General features: G+C 63.0%; 17 protein-coding genes. 6 read left to right on the top strand and 11 right to left on the bottom strand.

The features are described from left to right. Nucleotides 1–15 precede the first annotated feature (15 nt). A complete protein-coding gene (locus AC1RTB_RS18690) occupies nt 16–501 on the bottom strand; it encodes a peroxiredoxin (RefSeq protein ID WP_492880033.1) in 486 nt (161 codons plus the stop codon). A 116-nt stretch (nt 502–617) separates the two neighbouring features. Beyond that, nucleotides 618–1424: a protein-disulfide reductase DsbD domain-containing protein gene (locus AC1RTB_RS18685; RefSeq protein WP_492880034.1), complete on the bottom strand. Its 807-nt coding sequence runs from the start codon at nt 1422–1424 to the stop codon at nt 618–620. A gap of 148 nt (nt 1425–1572) precedes the next feature. On the opposite strand from AC1RTB_RS18685, the gene AC1RTB_RS18680 reads away from it, so the two are divergent. Then, entirely contained in the window at nt 1573–2181 is a 609-nt protein-coding gene (locus AC1RTB_RS18680; protein WP_492880035.1) for a YqgE/AlgH family protein, read from the top strand. Here the strand turns inward: AC1RTB_RS18680 and AC1RTB_RS18675 are convergent. The 4 genes from AC1RTB_RS18675 to thrC are packed head-to-tail and all read right to left on the bottom strand — an operon-like array spanning nt 2172 to nt 8377. Further along, complete coding sequence (locus tag AC1RTB_RS18675) at nt 2172–5012, bottom strand: EAL domain-containing protein (protein ID WP_492880305.1); 2841 nt, start codon at nt 5010–5012, stop codon at nt 2172–2174. The two genes, AC1RTB_RS18680 and AC1RTB_RS18675, sit on opposite strands and share 10 nt — an antisense overlap. Nucleotides 5013–5062: 50 nt before the next feature. Beyond that, nucleotides 5063–5659: a GNAT family N-acetyltransferase gene (locus AC1RTB_RS18670; protein ID WP_492880036.1), complete on the bottom strand. Its 597-nt coding sequence runs from the start codon at nt 5657–5659 to the stop codon at nt 5063–5065. A gap of 15 nt (nt 5660–5674) precedes the next feature. After that, nucleotides 5675–6967, bottom strand: a complete 1293-nt coding sequence (locus AC1RTB_RS18665; RefSeq protein ID WP_492880037.1) for a M16 family metallopeptidase — start codon at nt 6965–6967, stop codon at nt 5675–5677. Between the two features lie 12 nt (nt 6968–6979). Next, nucleotides 6980–8377: a threonine synthase gene (thrC, locus tag AC1RTB_RS18660; RefSeq protein ID WP_492880039.1), complete on the bottom strand. Its 1398-nt coding sequence runs from the start codon at nt 8375–8377 to the stop codon at nt 6980–6982. A 126-nt stretch (nt 8378–8503) separates the two neighbouring features. Here thrC and AC1RTB_RS18655 point away from each other — a divergent pair, with 126 nt between their 5' ends. After that, nucleotides 8504–9100: a hypothetical protein gene (locus tag AC1RTB_RS18655; RefSeq protein ID WP_492880306.1), complete on the top strand. Its 597-nt coding sequence runs from the start codon at nt 8504–8506 to the stop codon at nt 9098–9100. A gap of 73 nt (nt 9101–9173) precedes the next feature. Here the strand turns inward: AC1RTB_RS18655 and AC1RTB_RS18650 are convergent, their stop codons facing one another. Next, a complete protein-coding gene (locus AC1RTB_RS18650) occupies nt 9174–9863 on the bottom strand; it encodes an HAD family hydrolase (RefSeq protein ID WP_492880040.1) in 690 nt (229 codons plus the stop codon). 194 nt (nt 9864–10057) lie between these two features. Between AC1RTB_RS18650 and AC1RTB_RS18645 the strand changes: the two genes are divergently transcribed. Then, nucleotides 10058–11191 (top strand): site-specific DNA-methyltransferase, encoded by a 1134-nt coding sequence (locus tag AC1RTB_RS18645; protein ID WP_492880041.1) that lies wholly within the window; start codon nt 10058–10060, stop codon nt 11189–11191. 156 nt (nt 11192–11347) lie between these two features. Here the strand turns inward: AC1RTB_RS18645 and AC1RTB_RS18640 are convergent, their stop codons facing one another. Both AC1RTB_RS18640 and mutY read right to left on the bottom strand, forming a co-directional pair. Next, nucleotides 11348–11959, bottom strand: a complete 612-nt coding sequence (locus AC1RTB_RS18640) for an HAD family hydrolase (RefSeq protein ID WP_492880042.1) — start codon at nt 11957–11959, stop codon at nt 11348–11350. 7 nt (nt 11960–11966) lie between these two features. Further along, nucleotides 11967–13079, bottom strand: a complete 1113-nt coding sequence (gene mutY, locus AC1RTB_RS18635) for an A/G-specific adenine glycosylase (RefSeq protein WP_492880043.1) — start codon at nt 13077–13079, stop codon at nt 11967–11969. 58 nt (nt 13080–13137) lie between these two features. On the opposite strand from mutY, the gene AC1RTB_RS18630 reads away from it, so the two are divergent. From AC1RTB_RS18630 to smc, 3 genes are all read left to right on the top strand, one after another. After that, nucleotides 13138–13635 (top strand): DUF721 domain-containing protein, encoded by a 498-nt coding sequence (locus tag AC1RTB_RS18630; protein ID WP_492880044.1) that lies wholly within the window; start codon nt 13138–13140, stop codon nt 13633–13635. Between the two features lie 143 nt (nt 13636–13778). Further along, entirely contained in the window at nt 13779–14519 is a 741-nt protein-coding gene (locus tag AC1RTB_RS18625) for a DsbA family protein (protein WP_492880045.1), read from the top strand. 60 nt (nt 14520–14579) lie between these two features. Then, nucleotides 14580–18038, top strand: coding sequence for a chromosome segregation protein SMC (gene smc / locus AC1RTB_RS18620; RefSeq protein WP_492880046.1), 3459 nt, complete (start codon nt 14580–14582; stop codon nt 18036–18038). Nucleotides 18039–18051: 13 nt separating this feature from the next. On the opposite strand, the gene AC1RTB_RS18615 is transcribed toward smc, so the two are convergent. After that, nucleotides 18052–18819, bottom strand: a complete 768-nt coding sequence (locus tag AC1RTB_RS18615; protein WP_492880047.1) for a glycosyltransferase family 25 protein — start codon at nt 18817–18819, stop codon at nt 18052–18054. Between the two features lie 165 nt (nt 18820–18984). Next, entirely contained in the window at nt 18985–19533 is a 549-nt protein-coding gene (locus AC1RTB_RS18610) for a TetR/AcrR family transcriptional regulator (protein WP_492880048.1), read from the bottom strand. Between the last annotated feature and the right edge of the window lie 18 nt (nt 19534–19551).

Here is a 19551-nt window from a genome sequence, read left to right as displayed (position 1 = left end):
CGCGCAGATTAACTCTTAGAGCTGCTCAAGAATCCTGGCAGCGCCGGAATCGATGGCCTGGCCGGGCGAGCCTTCGACGTTGAGCTGCGTGACCTTGCCGTCTTCGACGACCATCGAAAAACGCTTCGAACGCAGGCCCATGCCGGCGGCCGACAGGTCGAGGTCGAGGCCGGCTGCGCGGGCGAAATCGCCACTGCCGTCGGCGAGGAACAGCACCTTGCCTTCACCGCCGCTGAAGCGCGCCCAGGCGCCCATGACGTGGACGTCGTTGACCGCAACGACCGCGATGGTGTCGACGCCGCGCGCGATGATGGCGTCATGGTTTTCGACATAGCCGGGCAGGTGGTTGTTGCTGCAGGTCGGCGTGAAAGCGCCAGGAACGGCAAACAGCACGACCTTCTTGCCGGCGAAGATCTCTTCGGTAGTAAGGTTCTTGGCACCGTCGGCGGTCATCGTCTTGAACGTGGCCTCAGGCAGCTTGTCGCCAATCGAAATGGTCATGAATTTCCTCGCATGCGTGGTGGTTGAAAGATCCAAGATGAACGCGCATCCCAACTAGCGCAGATGCGCGTCTTATCCAATGGCCGACCAGATGTAGGAAGTTGAGCGCGGCTTGATCAGGGGTAAGGCAAGAATCCTTCGACCGCGCCGGCAACTGTCGTCAGCGTGTAAGGAATGCCCTTGCCTGCGGGCTTCGTTGCCGGACGTTCGAGCACCTTGACGGTGAAAACAGGCTTTCCCGCCTCGACATGCCGCTGGGGCGTGCCGAACTGATAGCCGTCGGTGCCGGCAATGAAGACGTCGACGGCCTCTGGCGCGCCCGGAGAGGCTGCCAGGAGCGAAATGTGATCGCCCTCGCTGGACTTCACCGTCACGCCGAAATCGGGCTGTGCCGCCGCTGGCAGGGCCGCGAGTGCAGCCTTCACCAACATGGCATCGCCGGCATTGTCGGGATCGGCTGCCGGATCAACCTCAAGCCGTGCCTGCACCGGCACGCAGATGGTCTCGCAGACGCCAAGAAACACGTCGGCGGCGATTGTCGTTGGCTCACTGGGCGCAGGCACGGTGAAACTCACCGGCAGGCGCACCGGATAGTCGTAGCCGGCCCATTTGGAATAACCGTCGTCATGCCGCTGCGGGGCCGGATAGGAAAACTCAGCCGCCGAGACGTTGCGGCTTGCGGTCACGTCGATCTGCGGCGGCACGCCAGCATTGCCGGGATCGCGCCAATAGGTCTTCCAGCCGCGCTTGAGCTCGATGTCGAGCACGCCCTGGAGCTTGCCTGTGGCGTCGGGCCGACCCGTGGTGACGAGCCGGAAACGCCCGCCTTCGGCGTCGAACCACGCCGACGACGAGGCGTGTGCCGGGGCGGCGGCAAGCAAGGCGGAGCCCAGGCAGATCGTGGAAACGCATGCAATTTTCATGGCGGTGATTTGATAGCCTCCCGCAGCGTCCGCAACAGGGCGCGCCAACACTTCGCATCATTTTTGCGTGACGTTGCCTGTCAAAAGATGAACGCCACGACCTTATCGCCATCTTTCAAGAAGTCGGGAAACGCGGTACCTTCTAGCCATGGACCTCATACGCCAGAAAAAGGGCGCTTCGCAGCGCGGTTTTCTCGACGATCAGTTCCTCATCGCCATGCCGGGGATGAAGGACGACAGGTTCTCGCGCGCCGTCATCTACATTTGCGCCCACAGCGACGAGGGCGCCATGGGCCTGATCATCAATCAGGTCCAGCCGCTGCTGTTCCCCGATCTACTGGTGCAACTCGGTATTTTGGACGAGCACGAGGCGATCAGGCTACCGATGAAGGCCAAGGACTTCATCGTGCGCAATGGCGGGCCAGTCGACCGTAGCCGCGGCTTCGTGCTGCACACCGACGACTACAAGGTCGAGTCCTCGCTGCCAGTCTCGGAAGAGATCTGCCTGACCGCGACCGTCGACATCCTGCGGGCGATTTCGGCCGGTCGCGGGCCACGCCACGCGCTGATGGCGCTTGGCTACTCCGGCTGGGGTGCCGGCCAGCTCGAAAGCGAGATCGCCGAGAACGGCTGGCTGACCTGCCCGGCGACGCCGGAGCTTTTGTTCGACAGCGACATCGACCGCAAATACGACCGCATCCTCGCCGCGCTCGGCATCGACCTCGCGCGGCTCAGCAGTGCTGCCGGTCACGCCTGAGCGAGCGGGTACTGCTCTTTCAGCATTTTCAGGGCCTGGTCGCCGGGGATAGGCGCACCGAACATGAAGCTCTGCACATATTCGCAGCCCATCTGGCGCAGTTCGAGCGCATCGCTCTCATCGGATATGCCTTCGGCGACCACCGACATCCCCAGTTCGTGAGCCATGTTGACCATCGATTTGATCAGCACCGCGCGCTTGGGCGAGGTGTCGTCGACAAAGCTCTTGTCGATCTTGATCGTGTCGAAGGGGAAGCGCGTCAGGTAGGACAGCGACGAATAACCGGTGCCGAAATCGTCGAGCGACAGGCCGATGCCGAGCTGCTTGAGCTTGGTCAGCACGTGGTTGGTCTGCTCGGGATTGTCCATCACAAGCGATTCGGTGAGTTCGAGGCGGAAGCAGCGCGGCTTGAGATTGGCCCTGGCGATGACCGAGCGGACGTCGCTGACGAGGTCGCGACGGATGAGCTGGCGGCTCGACAGATTGACCGAAACCGAAAGCGGCGCGTCGCTGATCTGCTTTTGCCACTCGGCCAGGTCGTCGGCGGCGCGCTGCATGGCAAACAAGCCAAGCTGGACAATCAGGCCACAGCCTTCGGCAACCGGAATGAAGTCGCCCGGCGGGATCATGCCGCGGCGCGGGTGATCCCAGCGCAGAAGTGCCTCGAAGCCGGCGACGCTGCCATCTTCCAATCGCACGATCGGCTGGTAGGCAAGCGTGAATTCCTTGCGCTCGATGGCGCGGCGGAGGTCCGATTCAAGCTGCAGCCGGTCGGTGCCGACTGTGCGGAAGGCCGGGCGGAACGGCTCGATGCGATCGCCGCCGAAACGCTTGGCCTGATGCATGGCAAGCTCGGCGTCCTTGACCATGTCTTCGGCCGAGGCCTGGGCCGTGGTCCAGGTGATGAGGCCGACAGACGCGGTCAAGACGATCTCGCGCTTGGCAAAGGTGATCGGCGCCTTGATCGCCTGCTTGATCGCGTCAGCGACAACAGCGATGCGCGAGGGGTCTTGTTCGGACAAGAGCATCAGCGCGAACTGGTCGCCGGCGAAACGCGACAGGGAGTCTTTCGGCTTGAGCAGGCGGTGCAGGCGGCGCGCGATGGTCAAAAGGATGGTGTCGCCGGCCGAGATGCCAAGACCGTCATTGACCAGCTTGAAACGGTCGATGTCGATGACGAAGACCGACGGACGCACCTTCTCTTCGGTGCGGGCGATCGAGATGATCGCCTCCAGCCGGTTCATGAACAACTCGCGGTTGGGCAGGCCGGTCAAATTGTCGTGTACGGCATCGTGCAGGAGGCGTTCTTCGGACTTCTTCTGCTCGGTGACGTCGACCATCGTGCCAACGCAGCGGATCACTTCGCCATCCGAACCGATCACCGGCCGCGCCTTGAGCGAGAACCAGTGATAGTGGCCATCAGCACCGCGCAGGCGAAAACTCTGCGCCACGCGGCCGCGGCGATGTTCAAGCACGACGTCGAGCGTCGTGCGGAAGGTGTCGCGGTCGTCGGAATGCAGCACCGGCAGCCAGTTGCGCGCCGCACCACCCAGGCTGTTGGGCGCGAGCCCGAGCTGGAGCGAAACGTCGGGGCGGGTCACCACCCGGTCGCGCAGCACGTCCCAGTCCCAGACGATGTCGCCTGAGCCTGAGATTGCCAGCGCCTGGCGTTCCATGTCGCTGAACAGGCCCTGATGTGCCCCACCACCGGCGAAGGCATGCTGCATGACGGTGAAGCCGATCAGCAGGATGATGAGGATCAGGCCGCCGCCAAGTGCCGGCTGGACGATGTCGTTGTCCAAAACGCCGGTGATCGCCATCCATGAGCCGGTCAGCCAGATCAGCACCATGGCCCAACTGGGCACCAGCATGATGGCGCGGTCGTAGCCGCGGATGCTGAGATAGACGATCAGGCCAAGACCGGTGACCGCTGTCGCGGCGAAGGAAATGCGTGCGATGCCGGCAGCTACCGCCGGATCGATGATGGCGACGCCGGCGATCAAGAGCAGGCCGATGACCCAGACGAAGGCGCCATAGCTGAAATGGCCGTGCCATCGGTTGAGGTTGAGATAGGCAAACAGGAAGACAACGAAGGTGCCGGCCAGCGCCACCTCCGTGCCCGCTCGCCATATCTGCTCGTTGCCGGGCGAGACCTCGATGACCTTGTTGAGGAAGCCGAAGTCGACGCAGATATAGGCAAGCACCGCCCAGGCGAGGGCTGCGGTGGCCGGGAACATCGAGGTTCCCTTGACCACGAACAGGATGGTCAGGAACAGCGCCAGAAGGCCGGCAATGCCGATGACGATGCCGCGAAACAGCGTGTAGGAATTGACGGTGTCCTTGTAGGCCTCCGGCTCCCACAGATAGACCTGCGGCAGCTTGGGCGAGGACAGCTCGGCGATGAAAGTCACGACCGAGTTCGGATTGAGCGTGACCAGGAACACGTCGGCGTCGGGGCTTGCCTGCCGGTCAAGCGCGAAGCCCTCGCTTGGCGTGATGGCGGCGATGCGGCTTGAGCCGAGGTCGGGCCAGATCAGGCCGGAGCCGACGAGACGGAAATGCGGCGCAACGATCAGCCGGTCGATGACCTGGTCGGTCGTGTTGGCAAGCGCGAACACCGCCCAGTCACCGGTGGAGCGCTTGTCATTGGCCTCCACCTCGATGCGGCGAACGATGCCGTCGACGCCCGGTGCCGTCGAAACCTGAAAGTTCTCGCCCTGATTGCGGTAGATCTCGACGGCGCCCGAAAGGTTGAGCGCGACGTCGTCACGGGAAATCTTGATCGGTTCCACGGCCTGTGCCTGCGACACCGCGCAGACGCTGGCGATCATGGAAACAATGAGCGCAAACAACGGCGCCAGCAGGAAATGCTTCGACAAGTTCAAGCCTTCAAGGTGACAGCTTGCGGATCGTCCGCAATCAGGGCGTAGAGATAGTGGTCATGCCATTCGCTGTTGATCCTGAGGTAGGATCGCAAAAGTCCTTCGCGCCGGAATCCGGCTTTTTCAAGCACGCGTACGGAACGTGTATTCTCGGGGATACAGGCAGCCTCGATCCGGTGCAACCGAAGCGTATCGAAGGCGTGTCGCACCACCAGCTTGAGAGCGTCGACCATGAAGCCCTGGCCGGCATAACGCGCGCCGATCCAGTAGCCGATGTGCCCGGTCTGGGCGACGCCGTAGCGGATGTTGCCAAGCGTGATGCCGCCGACGAGCTTGCCGGTTGAATTCTCGTAGATGAAAAAGGCCGCCGCCGTGCCCTGGATATATTCGTCCTGGTAACGCGAAATCCGGATACGCCAGGCCGAGCGGTCAAGCTCGTCTGGTGCCCAGCGCGGTTCCCAAGGTTCGAGAAACGAGCGGCTTTCGGCGCGCAGGGCCATCCATTCATGGTAGTCGCGCCAGGTCGGCATGCGCAGGCTGACGCGTTCGCCTTTCAGTGCCGGAGTTTCGCGGCGGAAAAGCGAGAGCGAAAACATGCGCGCAAGCGCAGCTCAGACGGCGAGCTTGCGGGTGGTCGCCTGCATGCCCGGCAGCGTGTCCAGGATTGATTCGTAGGGCGCCAGCGTGCCCACAGGTCCGACCGCCGCAATCGTCGGGCGGGTTGAAAACAGACGCGACGACAGGTCGGTCAGGCGCTCGACGGTAAGTGCCGACAGGCGCTCCATCAGCTCTTCCTTGGCGATAGGGCGGCCAAACAGGAGAAGCTGGCGCGCGATCTGCGAGGCGCGGCTGGAGCAGCTCTCGGCCGACATGATCAGGCCGGCGCGATATTGCGCGCGGGCGCGATCGAGCTCTTCGAGCAGGATGCTTTCGCCGGTGCGCTGCAATTCGCTGATGATCACAGGGATCAGCTCGGCGATGTCGCTCTGGCCGGTCGCGGCGTGGATGCCGAAAATGCCGGTGTCGGAGAAGCCCCAGTGGAAGGCGTAGACCGAGTAGCAGAGGCCGCGCTTCTCGCGCACTTCCTGAAACAGGCGCGACGACATGCCGCCGCCGAGAATCATCGAGAGCACCTGCGAGGCGTAGAAGTCGCGGACATGATAGGCGCGGCCTTCGAAGCCGAGCACGATCTGCGCGTCCATGAGGTCGCGGTCCTCGCGGAAGTCGCCGCCGACATATTGCGCATATTGAGGGATGGCGCTTTCGGCCTTGGGGCGGAAATTGCCGAGCCGCTTTTCGACGTGGCGGACGAAATCGTCGTGCTTGACGTCGCCGGCAGCGACAATGACCATGCGTTCGGCGCCATACTGACGCTGCATGAAATCGTGCAACTGAGCCGAGGTGAAGGATTTCACCGTCTCGGGCGTGCCGAGAATCGAGCGGCCGATTGTCTGGTGACGGAAAGCGGTCTCGGTGAAGCGGTCGAAGACGATGTCGTCGGGCGTGTCGTGAGCGGCGCCGATTTCCTGCAGGATGACGTGCTGTTCGCGCTCGAGTTCGTTTGGATCGAACTCGGAATCCTGGAGGATGTCGGACAGGATGTCGACAGCCAGCGGGACGTCGTCGGCCAGGACACGAGCATAAAATGAGGTCGTCTCGACCGAAGTGGCAGCGTTGATTTCGCCGCCGACATTTTCGATTTGCGAAGCGATTTCAAAGGCTGTGCGGTTCTTGGTGCCCTTGAACGCCATGTGCTCTAGCAGGTGGGCCATGCCGTGCTCGTCGTCACGCTCATTGCGCGCGCCGGACTTGACCCATGTGCCGAGAGCTACAGTCTCTACGCTTGGAAGTGTTTCAGTGGCTACTGTCAGGCCGTTCGACAGACGGCTTACCTCAACACCCATTAAGCGTACTCCCTAACCCGCCGCTCGTGTACGGCGGCTAATGTAATCTTCCACCATTTTTATCTCTGATGGAAGTACCGTGAACTTTTCCTTACGTTCCATCAGCCCCGACAGCCATTTTGGCAGGGTGGGCTCAATGTCGCAGGCAGCCTTCACCGCAGCCGGAAATTTTGCCGGATGAGCGGTGGCGAGCACCACCATCGGCACTGCGCTTTTGGGCTGGCCGGCTGCCACATGCACGGCTGTTGCTGTATGCGGGTCGAGCAGATAGCCGCTTTCTTCAAGCGTTGAGCGGATGGTTGCCGCTGTCTCGTTCATGTCGGCGCGGCCGGCCTGGAATTCAGCACGGATGCTGGCGAGCGCCTTGTTTTCGATGGTGAAGACACCGGACTGCTTGAGGCTCGCCATGTAGCGGCGCACCAGCGCAGCGTCGCGGTCGGAAGCCTCGAACAGCAGGCGTTCGAAGTTGGACGACACCTGGATGTCCATCGATGGCGAGGTTGTCGCCACGACCCCGGTTTGGCGGTATTCGCCGCTCGAAAGCGTGCGAGCGAGGATATCGTTGTCGTTGGTGGCGATGATCAGCTGGTCGATCGGCAGGCCCATTTTCTTGGCGGCATAACCGGCGAAGATGTCGCCGAAATTGCCGGTCGGCACGGTGAAGGAGACTGGCCTGTCAGGTGCGCCGAGCGAGATGGCCGAGGAGAAATAATAGACGATCTGAGCCATGATGCGGGCCCAGTTGATCGAATTCACGCCAGACAGCTGCACCCGGTCACGGAAGCCGTGGTCGTTGAACATGTCTTTGACCAGGCCCTGGCAATCGTCGAAATTTCCCTCGATCGACAGGGCGTGGACATTTGCCGCCGTCGAGGTCGTCATCTGGCGCTGCTGCACCGGCGAGACGCGGCCATGCGGGAACAGGATGAAGATGTCGGTGCGTTCGCGTCCGGCAAAAGCATCGATCGCAGCGCCGCCGGTATCGCCTGAGGTGGCACCTACAATGGTCGCGTGCTGGCCGCGTTCGGCAAGCACATGGTCCATCAGCCGTGCCAGCAACTGCATCGCGACGTCCTTGAAGGCGAGCGTCGGGCCATGGAACAGTTCGAGCACGAAGCTGTTGGCGCCGGTCTGGACCAGCGGGCACACCGCCTGGTGGCGGAAGGTGCCATATGCCTCACGCACCAGGCGCTCGAAGACGTCCTGCTTGATTTCACCGCCGAGGAACGGGGTCAAAAGCCTGATCGCCAGGTCGGAATAGCTCAGGCCGCGCATGGCGCGAATCTCGGCCGCGCTGAATTGCGGCCACACGGCGGGGAGGTAAAGGCCGCCGTCGCGGGCGAGGCCGGCAAGTACAGCGTCAGAAAATCCGAGTGCGGGAGCTTCCCCGCGGGTGCTCACATAGTGCATAGCTATCCGTTCCAAGGCGATGCGACCTGCTGCCTACGGCAGGACGGGAAAACTACGCTCTGTCAGTCGCATTTTTGCCGCGCGATTGGTATAGAACGACTGCTTTGCGAGAGGGAAGTGCAGTTCATGGTGTTTCGTTTGATCGACGGCCGTTTTATGACGGCTTTGGCGACCGCCGGCTTTATGCTCGCCGTCGCAGGTTGCCAATCTGGCGGCAGCGGCGGCTTTTTTAGCCCCACCCCGAAGGATCCCCAGCAGGTTGCGGCCGATGAAGGCAAGATCCTCGCCAGCGAGTTGCTCGCTTATTGCCCCGGTGTCACGTTGCGTGACGGCACGGCCTTCTTCAACAGCTACGCCAAGGGCGGCCAGGACGACCCGGCCAAGCTGGTCCACCAATCGGCGATCACCGACGTCACCCGCAGCTGCACGCGCGCCGATGGTCAGATGACCATCAAGGTTGGCGTGGCCGGCAAGGTGGTGGTCGGTCCGGCCGGTGGCGCGGGAACGGTCAACATGCCGATCCGCATTGCGGTGACCCGCGGCAGCGAAGTGCTCTACTCGCAGCTTCACAAGAACGTCGTGCAGGTCACCGATCCGTCGACGGCCACGCAGTTCGTCTTCACGGTACCGAATGTCGTGATCCCGATTCCGACCGCGCGCGACATCCAGATTTTCGCGGGCTTTGACGACAGCCCGGAGAAGAAGCCGAAAAAGGCGAAGTAAACTCGACCAGGCAAAGCGCCGGCTTAGAGCCCCATTCCGAATCAGAATGGGGCTCTAAGCCGGCGCTTTCGTTTCAGGCGTTTTCCGACCACATGCTCAGCGCTTCAAGCACGCTGCCAAGGTCGGCCCAGCGGCGAATCACCGTTTCAGCGCCAGCCTCGGTCAGCATGTCGGCATGGCCTGGATAGCTGTGCGCGCCGCCGGTGAAGCCGATGACACGCATGCCGGCTGAAACCGCACCTGATATGCCGTGCACCGAATCCTCGATGACGAAGGTGTTGGCCGGATTGGCGCCATAGGTGGTTGCCGCGTGCAGGAAGACGTCGGGCGAAGGTTTCGGCTTCTTGCTGGGTGTTTCCAGTGCCGAAAAGATGCGGCCCTTGAACAGCGGCAGGATGCGGGTGTGCTCGAGCATCATTTCGATGCGCTCGCTTGTCGAATTGGAGCAGATGCAGCGCGGGGCTGTGACGGCAGCCACTGCTTCGTGCACGCCGTCGATGGCGCGCACGTCGGTCTTGAGGCGGCGGTCGACCAAATCCTCGGCCTGGCTGATCAGGGAGGCCTGGAACGGGATCGCCGACTTCTCCTCGATCCTGAGCAGGATGTCCTTGAAGGTCAGGCCGGCATAGCTCTCGGCGATCTCTTCGGCTGATATCTCGAAGCCAGCCGAGGTCAGAAGCTCTGCCTCGATGCGGGCGGCGATGATTTCGGAATCGACGAGCACGCCGTCGCAATCGAATATCACTAGGTCTGGCTGGGTCATGACGGTCCGGAAAATGGGGGCGGCGCCGGGGCGCGGCCGGGGCGCGGGCGGGGCGCGGGCGGAAAAGTTCAAGGCGCGGCGATTACACCATTCTGGCTAGATCCGCAAATTAGAAGGCCCGCTTCATCAATTGTTTACGCTGATCGGTAACCATAACGGCGAGTAAACAGTAACGCGTCATCCCGGGTATCAGAATGTCAGCAGTGCGTCCTCTCGATCAACTTTCCCGCACGCCCAAGCCGTCCGAATGGCTCGACACCGTCATCAAGGGTGATTGCATCGCAGCACTCGACAAGCTGCCGTCCAATTCGGTCGACATCATTTTCGCCGATCCGCCTTACAACCTTCAGCTTGAAGGCGACCTGCATCGCCCGGACCAGTCGAAGGTCGACGCGGTCGACGATCACTGGGACCAGTTCGAGAGCTTCGCGGCCTACGACGCCTTCACCCGCGCCTGGCTCCTGGCTGCCCGCCGCGTGCTCAAGCCCAACGGCACGATCTGGGTCATCGGCTCGTACCACAACATCTTCCGTGTCGGCGCCACGATGCAGGATCTCGGCTTCTGGATCCTCAACGATGTCGTCTGGCGCAAGACCAACCCGATGCCCAATTTCCGCGGCCGTCGTTTCCAGAATGCCCATGAGACCATGATCTGGGCCTCGCGCGACCAGAAGGGCAAGAACTACACCTTCAATTACGATGCGTTGAAGGCGTCGAACGAAGACGTCCAGATGCGCTCGGACTGGCTGTTTCCGATCTGCACCGGCGGTGAGCGCCTCAAGGACGACGACGGCAACAAGCTGCACCCGACGCAGAAGCCGGAAGCGCTGCTGGCCCGCATCATGATGGCCTCGACCAAGCCTGGCGACGTGGTGCTTGACCCGTTCTTCGGCTCGGGCACGACCGGTGCTGTCGCCAAGCGTCTTGGCCGCCACTTCGTCGGCATCGAGCGCGAACAAGCCTATATCGACGCCGCCAATGAGCGCATCGCTTCGGTGCGGCCGCTCGACGGTCCCTCACTCACCGTCTTGACCGGCAAGCGCGCCGAGCCGCGCGTCGCTTTCGGCAGCCTGCTCGACATGGGCCTGCTGGCGCCTGGGGCCACGCTTTACGATGCCAAGAAACGCTGGGCGGCAAAAGTTCGCGCCGATGGCACGCTGGCAGTCGGCGATATCGCCGGTTCGATCCACCGCGTCGGTGCTGCGGTCCAAGGATTCGATGCCTGCAACGGCTGGACCTTCTGGCACTATGAGCGTGCCGGCGGCCTGACCGAGATCGACGAACTGCGCCGCATCGTGCGCGTCGGCATGGAAAAGGCTGGGGCCTGAGCGATCAGCCGTCGCGCCGGGCCAGGATCGGCAACCGGCGCACAGGCTCCATGATTAGCCCGATCTGGCCCTGCAGACGCCTTCCCGATCCTGCGATAGATATTCGAATTCCGGGCGCCTAGGCGCTCCGGATTTCGCTGATCGGCCGGCTTCCAGTCACCGTCCGATCCCGAGACGCTCGAGGTCCGCCTCGAGCGTTTTCGCATTTGTGAACAGCACCGCCTGCCAGCCGGCGGCAATGGCGCCATCGACATTTTTCTGGCTGTCGTCGATGAACAGCGAAGCCTTTGGATCGATACCGAAGGATGCGACGTGGTGATCGTAGATGCGGCGGTCCGGCTTGATCAGCCCTATGTCGCCCGAAACCGTCACGCCGCGCGGTCTTTCCAGGAACGGAAAGCGACCTTTGGCCTCGCGAAATGTGTCGGACGCCCAGTTGGTCAGCATGGTGACATCGTGGCCGGCGTCGACAAGGCCTGCCATCAAGGCGACGGAGTCGTCATAGGCGTGCGGCACCATGGCGTGCCAGTTTTGCCGGAAGGCGCGGATGCTGTTTTCATGCTCGGGAAAATCGGCGATCAGCAGCGCTTCGGCCTCTTCCCAGGTGCGTCCGCGATCCTGTTCGATGTTCCACTCGCTGGTGCAGACATTGTCGAAGAACCAGCGGCGTTCGACCGGATCGGGGATGATATGGCTGAAGGGCAGGTCGGGGTCGTAGTGGATCAGAACCTTGCCGATATCGTAGACGATGTGGCGGATTTCGCTCATGGTTTGGCTAGCGTCCTCGTTTCGTTGCGCCCGGTATGGCAGCTTCGATGACTTTTTTCATGACGCTTGGCAAGGCTTCGCCGGCGAGGTCGCTGGCCGCCGACCAGAAGTGGCCGTCGGGCGCCTGATCCGAGGTTGCGTCAGTGCGAAACACGTCGAGATCGAGCGCGAAATGGGTAAAAACGTGGGAAATTGTGCCGGCACGCTGCCAGTTCGCGGCGAACGGCGCGCTGTCCGCACCGGTCGCGCCATCGACGCGTGAGGTCCAGTCGGTCGTCGGCACTTCGGTCATGCCACCAAGCAGACCCTTGCCCGCACGCTTGCGCAAAAGCACCGCGCCGTCGTTCCTGACTGCGACGAAGGCCGCACCGCGACGCTGCGGCCGTTCCGCCTTGGCCGGTTTGACCGGATAGAATTCGGGATCGCCTGAGACGACTGCGCTGCAATCCTGACGAAGCGGACACAGCATGCAGCGCGGCCGGCGCGGCGTGCAGATGGTGGCGCCGAGATCCATCATCGCCTGGGCGAAATCGCCGGGCCGCGCGACGGCCAGCATGCGTTCGACATGGGCGCGGATTTCGACCTTGGCCTGGGGCAGGGGCGTTGCGATCGAAAACAGCCGCGTGACCACGCGCTCGACATTGCCGTCGACAACGGCTGCCGGCCGGTTGAAGGCGATAGAGGCGATCGCCGCTGCTGTATAAGGTCCGATGCCGGGCAAGGCGCGCAGGCCGTCTTCGCTGTCGGGGAAACGTGCGTCGGGCAAAAGCGCCACCGTTTCGGCGCAGATTTTGAGGTTGCGGGCACGTGAATAATAACCGAGCCCGGCCCAGGCCTTCATGACGTCTTCGGTTTCGGCCGCAGCGAGAGCACCGACATCGGGCCATTTGTCCAGAAATGCCCGAAAATAGGGCTTCACCGCCTCGACGGTGGTCTGCTGGAGCATGATTTCGGAGAGCCAGACACGGTACGGGTCGGGTTTGATGCCACGCTTCAGGTCGCTTGGGGCAGTGCGCCAGGGCAACTCGCGATGATGGACGTCATACCAGCCGAGCAAGAGGGCGGCGATGGTGCCGTCCATATCCGTGGCGTGCTTGCGGGGATCGGTTCGGGATGCCATTGATGGGTTGGACTGCCTTCGGCGTTGCGTGTCGACAGGGTCATTTCTGGAGAACGACATGGCAGGGAAAAGGTGGACGGGCAATCCCGTTCCGGTCAGCGATCTGGCAAACGCGATCCTTGATCCGGTGCTGCGCAAGCGCACCGGCATTTCCGTCGGGCTTATCCAGTCATGGGAAGAGATCGTCGGGCCGCGCCTGGCCCACAACACAAGGCCCGAAAAGATCCAATGGCCGCGGCGCATGCATGAGGACGACCCGTTCGCGCCGGCGGTGCTGATCGTTGCCTGCTCCGGACCGGCGGCACTTCACCTCCAGCACGAAACCGGCGAGATCATCGGCCGGGTCAATTCTTATCTCGGCTTCAACGCCATCGGCCGCATTCGCATCGTGCAGAAGCCGGTGTCTTCGGCCGCGGCCAAGGCTCGTCCGCGCCTGCGCAAGCTCACCGACGCCGAGCAGGGCAAGCTGGCGGGAGCGGTCCAGTACATAGAAGACGAGGGCCTGAAGGCTTCGCTGGAAAAGCTTGGGGCGAGCATCCTGGGCAGCCGAAAGTAGAATTTGCCGTCTTTCTCGCGTATTTGTGATCGCACGTGCGGATAATCGCGATTGGTTTGGGGACAGCCATGCCTTAATTCGCGCCAACTATCGCTTTCACGTATCTGAACATCGCAAAATCCAACCATCGTCAGGTGATTCGTATGCTCCGTTCCATTTCTCGCAGGACCGCACTTACCGGGCTCGCAGCCGTATCGGCAGCAGCGTTGCTTTCCGCTTGCAGCGACTCCGGCGAGCAGGCCAACGCAGCAACGCCTGCCAAGCCTGCCGAACCGGCGACCCCGGCAGCAACGCCGGCTGCGCCAGCGGCACCTGCTGTAAAGGCTCCCGTCTCGCAGGGCTCGGTCGACATGGCCAAGCTGCTCGAAGCCGGCAGCCTGCCTGACATGTCGCTGGGCAAGGCCGATGCGCCTGTCACCATCGTTGAATACGCCTCGATGACCTGCCCGCATTGCGCGCATTTCCACGAGACGACGCTGCCAGAGCTCAAGACCAAATACATCGACACCGGCAAGGTGCGGCTGATCTACCGCGAGTTCCCCTTCGATCCGCTGGCCGAAGCAGGCTTCATGCTTGCGCGCTGCTCGAAGGATAACTACTTCCCGATGGTCGACGTGCTGTTCAAGCAGCAGTCGAACTGGGCGGCTTCGCAGACCCCCAAGGACGCTCTGCTGCAGATTTCCAAGCTCGCCGGCTTTACACAGGAGTCGTTCGAAGCCTGCTTGACTGACCAGAAGCTTCTGGACGATATCAGGGCAGTGCGCGCCCGCGGCGAGAAGGATTTCAAGGTCGACTCGACGCCGACCTTCTTCATCAACGGGAATGTCTACAAAGGGGCAATGACGATTGAGGAAATGTCGGCGGTTATCGACGGCATGCTCTGATATGTTCATAGCACCGAGGCAACGCAGCTTCGGTGCACCCTTCCGTGCGGAATGGCGCGAATGAAGTTTTCGCGCCTCCGCCTCCTCGGTTTCAAATCCTTTGTCGAGCCCGGCGAGTTCGTCATCGAACGCGGCCTCACCGGTATCGTCGGGCCGAATGGCTGCGGCAAATCCAATCTGGTCGAAGCACTGCGCTGGGTGATGGGCGAAAGCTCATACAAGAACATGCGCGCCTCGGGCATGGACGACGTCATCTTCTCGGGCTCCGGCACACGGCCGGCGCGCAACACCGCCGAAGTGACGCTGTTTCTCGACAACACCGACCGGACAGCGCCCGCCTCTTTCAACGATGCCGACGAATTGCAGGTATCGCGCCGCATCGAGCGCGAGGCTGGCTCGATCTATCGCATCAACGGCAAGGAAGCCCGCGCCAAGGACGTACAGCTGCTGTTCGCCGACCAGTCGACAGGCGCGCGCTCGCCCTCGATGGTGGGGCAGGGCCGCATCGGTGAGCTGATCCAGGCAAAACCGCAGGCGCGCCGCGCGCTGCTTGAAGAGGCGGCCGGCATTTCGGGCCTGCACACGCGCCGCCACGAAGCTGAATTGCGCCTGCGCGCCGCCGAGCAGAACCTCGAACGCCTCGACGATGTCGTTGGCGAACTCGAAAGCCAGATCGAAAGCCTGAAGCGCCAGGCGCGCCAGGCTTCGCGCTTCAAGAACCTGTCGGCCGATATCCGCAAGGCGGAAGCGACATTGCTGCATCTGCGCTGGACGCTGGCCAAGGTACAGGAAGGCGAGGCGCAATCGGCGCTTGCCACTGCCACCGCTCTTGTCGGCGACCGCGCCGCTGCCCAGATGGCGGCCGCCAGGGATCAGGCCATCGGCGCCCACAAGCTGCCCGAGATGCGCGATGCCGCAGCTGCGGCCGCTGCGACCTTCCAGCGCCTTTCCATTGCCCGCTCCCAGCTTGAGGAAGAAGCCGGCCGCATCAATTCACGCCAGAGCGAACTCGACCGGCGCCTGCAGCAGCTCGACGCCGACATCGCTCGCGAGCAGCGCATGATCGGCGACAATGCCGCGATCCTGTCGCGCCTCGATGGCGAAGAGAAAGCGCTCAACGACGAAAATGCCGGCGCCACCGATCGCGAGACGCATACCCGCGCGGCCTTCGAAGAGGCGATGGCGACGCTGGCGCTGACCGAGGCCGAGCTTGGTCGCGCGACAGCCGAGCGCGCCGAGGCGGCTGCCGGTCGCACCCAGGCCGAACGCGCCATGCGTGATGCCGCCGATCGCCGCGACCGTTTTGCCCGCCAGCTAACCGAACTTGATCGCGAGGCCGGCGAAATCGCCGCGCGTATTTCTGCGCTCGCCGACCCGGCGGAAAAGCAGATGCTGGCCGAGGCCGCCCAGGAGGCGCTCGAAGAGGCGGAGTTCGCCGCCACCGAGGCCGAGCGCGCTGTCATTGAGGCACGGCAGGCGGAGGCTTCATCTCGTGCGCCGTTGCAAGAGGCGAAGGCCGAACTCGCGGGCATCGAGACCGAGGCGCGCACGCTTGCCAAGATCATCAACGCCGCTTCGGGCGATCTTTTTCCGGCCGTGCTGGAGCAGATCGGCGTCGAGCGCGGCTTCGAGACGGCCCTTGGTGCGGCACTTGGCGACGACCTCGAAGCTGCCCTTGACCGCGCCGCGCCTGTCCACTGGGGCGATACCAAGCCAGCCGCAAGCGATCCCAAGTTGCCGGATGGCGTGCGTAGCCTCGCTGAGGTGGTTCGCGCGCCGCATCAGCTGGCGCGCCGTCTGGCGCAGATTGGCGTCATCGATGCCGCTGATGCGGCACGGCTTCAGCCGCTGCTCTCGCCCGGCCAGCGTCTGGTCAGCCGCGAAGGTGGGCTGTGGCGCTGGGATGGGCTGACCGCAAGCGCTGACGCACCGACCGCCGCCGCTCAACGGCTTGCGCAGAAGAACCGGCTTGCCGAACTCGATGCCGAGGCGGTTCAGGCGACGCTTCTGGTCCGGGCTGCCGAAGAAGGGCTGGCGCGTGCCGAAAATGCCGTGCGCGAAAACACCGAGGCCGAGCGGCAGGCACGCCAGGCATGGCGCGATGCGCAACATCAGGTGAGTGCCGCACGCGATGCGTTGGCTCAGGCCGAAAAGGCTGCTGGCGAGCTGACAAGCCGCCGCGCTGCCTTGGACGAAGCGCGCGCTCGTGTCGCCGATGCGCATGAGGAGGCACAGGCAAGTTATGTCGAGGCCGAGGACATGTTTGGCTCGGCACCTGATCTCGCCGATCTCCAGGCGCGCCTTGAGCAGCTTTCCGGCGCCGTCGCACGCGACCGGTCGGCGGTTGCCGACGCACGCGCCGTGCATGACGGCCTCAATCGCGAGGCCGAGGCGAGGGCGCGCCGGCTGACGTCCATCGCCGCCGAGCGCCAGAGCTGGGTGCTGCGCGCCGAAAGTGCCGCTGAACAGATCGAAGCGCTTGCCGAACGGCGCGAGGAAGCCGCGGCCGAGCGCGAGGTGCTGGCCGAGGCGCCCGACGAACTCGATGCCCGCCGCCGGGCTCTGATGTCGCAACTCACGCAGGCCGAAGCCTTGCGCAAGGAAGTGTCCGACCGACTTCAGGATGCGGAAAACAAGCAAGCCGTGCTCGACAAGGCCGCGACTGCTGCCATTCAGGGATTGGCCGAAGCGCGCGAGGCGAGGGCGCGTGCCGAGGAACGCCTGACTGCCGCAGACGAACGCCGCCGCGAGGTCGAGGCGCGTATCCAGGAGGTGCTGAATACGCCGCCGCATCTTGTCATCCGCCATACCGGCCTTGAGGTCGACAGCCCGATGCCGGATCCAGTCGAGATCGAACGGACACTGGAGCGCCTCAAGATCGAACGTGAGCGGCTTGGTGCCGTCAATCTGCGCGCCGAAGAAGAACAAAAGGAATTGTCAGACCGCCTGGAGGCAATCGTCTCCGAGCGCGAGGACATCATCGAGGCGATCCGCAAGCTCCGGCAAGGCATCCAGGGGCTGAACCGCGAGGGCCGCGAACGCCTTCTGGCGGCTTTCGATCTCGTCAACGGCCATTTCCGGCGGCTGTTCACCCATCTGTTCGGCGGCGGCACGGCCGAGCTTCAGCTCATCGAGTCGGAGGATCCGCTCGAAGCCGGCCTCGAAATCCTGGCCCGCCCGCCCGGCAAGAAGCCGCAGACGATGACGCTGTTGTCAGGCGGCGAACAGGCACTGACGGCAATGGCGCTGATCTTCGCCGTGTTCCTGACCAACCCCGCGCCGATCTGCGTGCTCGATGAGGTCGACGCACCGCTCGACGACCACAATGTCGAGCGTTTCTGCAATCTGATGGACGAGATGGCGGCGTCGACCGAGACGCGCTTCGTCGTCATCACCCACAACCCGATCACCATGGCGCGGATGAACCGCCTGTTCGGCGTGACCATGGCCGAGCAGGGCGTGAGCCAGCTGGTGTCGGTCGATCTCCAGGCGGCCGAAGCCCTGCGCGAGGCGAGCTAAGCCCTGCTATGGTTCAAGTGCTTTTGAGCTTGAGGCCGTAGCGCTTGCGGTGGCGGCGATAGTTGAACTGACGCAGCACGGTCTGGCCAATACCCTTGAGTGACACCGTCCAATGGCGCTGCTGCTTGATCTCCGTGCGCTCCGCCTCGATCATGCTGCCGCCAAGCTCGTGGCTGACGTCGGTGACGAGGTTGGGATGCACCGACAGCACACGCAGTTCCAGTTCCCAGAAGAACTTGATGTCCTCGTCGATCTGCCGGTAGACGGTTGGCCGGCTGAGCATGCGCTCCGCCCCGCGCCGCGTGATGAGGTAGCCGACCATGCCGGCGGTCGGGCTGCCATGCGACACGATCGAGATGTCCGCCACCGTCACCGATTCCACGATCGGGCGCTCCTGGAAGTCGAAGAGCTTGAGAATGTCCCATTCGACCGGTGCCTGTTGCAGCGCTGAGACGCGCGCGGCGAAGGCTGCCGGCTCGAGCAGACGGAAATCGTCCTCAAGGATCAGACCTATCGGTGCGTCGGTATCCAAAAACGCCCGCATTGCCTTGCGGTGACTGGCGTAGGCTGCCACTTCAGCTGGCGCGAGCGGGCGCTTTGAACGCCGACGGTTTCGCTTTGGGTCGTAAAGCTCAATGGTTTCAGTGGATTGCGGCGTCAGTCCCTCGACGAATGCGAAAGACCATGCGATTGCTGAAAGCTGCGCGCGCGCCGACTTGCGACGAGGCCCAGCTTCGACATCCACTGTCACGACGTACGTGACGGGCAAAGGCGAAGTCATATAGTGGCTCACTTAAAGGGTGTACCGCTAAATTAGCGCGCGATCATCGGGCAACATGACCACGCGTTCGAATGCAAGATATTTTATGCGGCGTTTGAATCTCATAAAAATTGCTCAGCGTATAGTGAAAAAATCGTGAGGCCTGCTGGCATCACTGTCGATGATCTATGATGCGGCTGCTTCGGCGAGCAGATAAGAAAGCGCCATGTCGCGTTCATCTTCATGGAGAATGTCCATGTCGAAAAGCTTCATGCTGCGCAGCCCTTCAATGACCAGAAATGCCACGATCAGCTTGGCTTGGTCGGGCGTTTCCTCCTTCAGGCGGTCGAGCAGGTTGCGCTTGAAATCCCTGACGGGGTTGAGGAAATCAGGGTCTTCGGCAAGGGCTGCCAGTACGCCTGCCGCGGATGGCTGCTTCTGCCCGCATTCCTCGGCGGAAAGTTCGATATAGGCGGCAAGGCCGTTGTCGGGCGTGTCGGCGCTTTTGCTGGCCGCCTTTGCCGCGAGCGCGTCCTCGAAGCTCTTAATATAGTCCTCGACCAGGGCCTGCATCAGCTTGGCCTTGCTCGGGAAGTTGTAGAGGAGCCCACCTTTGGAGACGCCGGCGCGCTGGGCGACCGCGTCGAGCGACAGGTGGCCCGGGCCGACGATATCCGCCAGTTCCGCGGCGGCGGCGAGGATTTTTTCGCGAGAGCTTGGTCTGTGGCCCGACATTGTGGTGTCTCCGTTCGG

It is taken from the genome of Aminobacter sp. GW821-FHT11F06 (assembly GCF_058808215.1).
The sequence above is the reverse complement of the archived record's forward strand: the minus strand, read 5'-3'. Positions and strand labels throughout refer to the sequence as shown.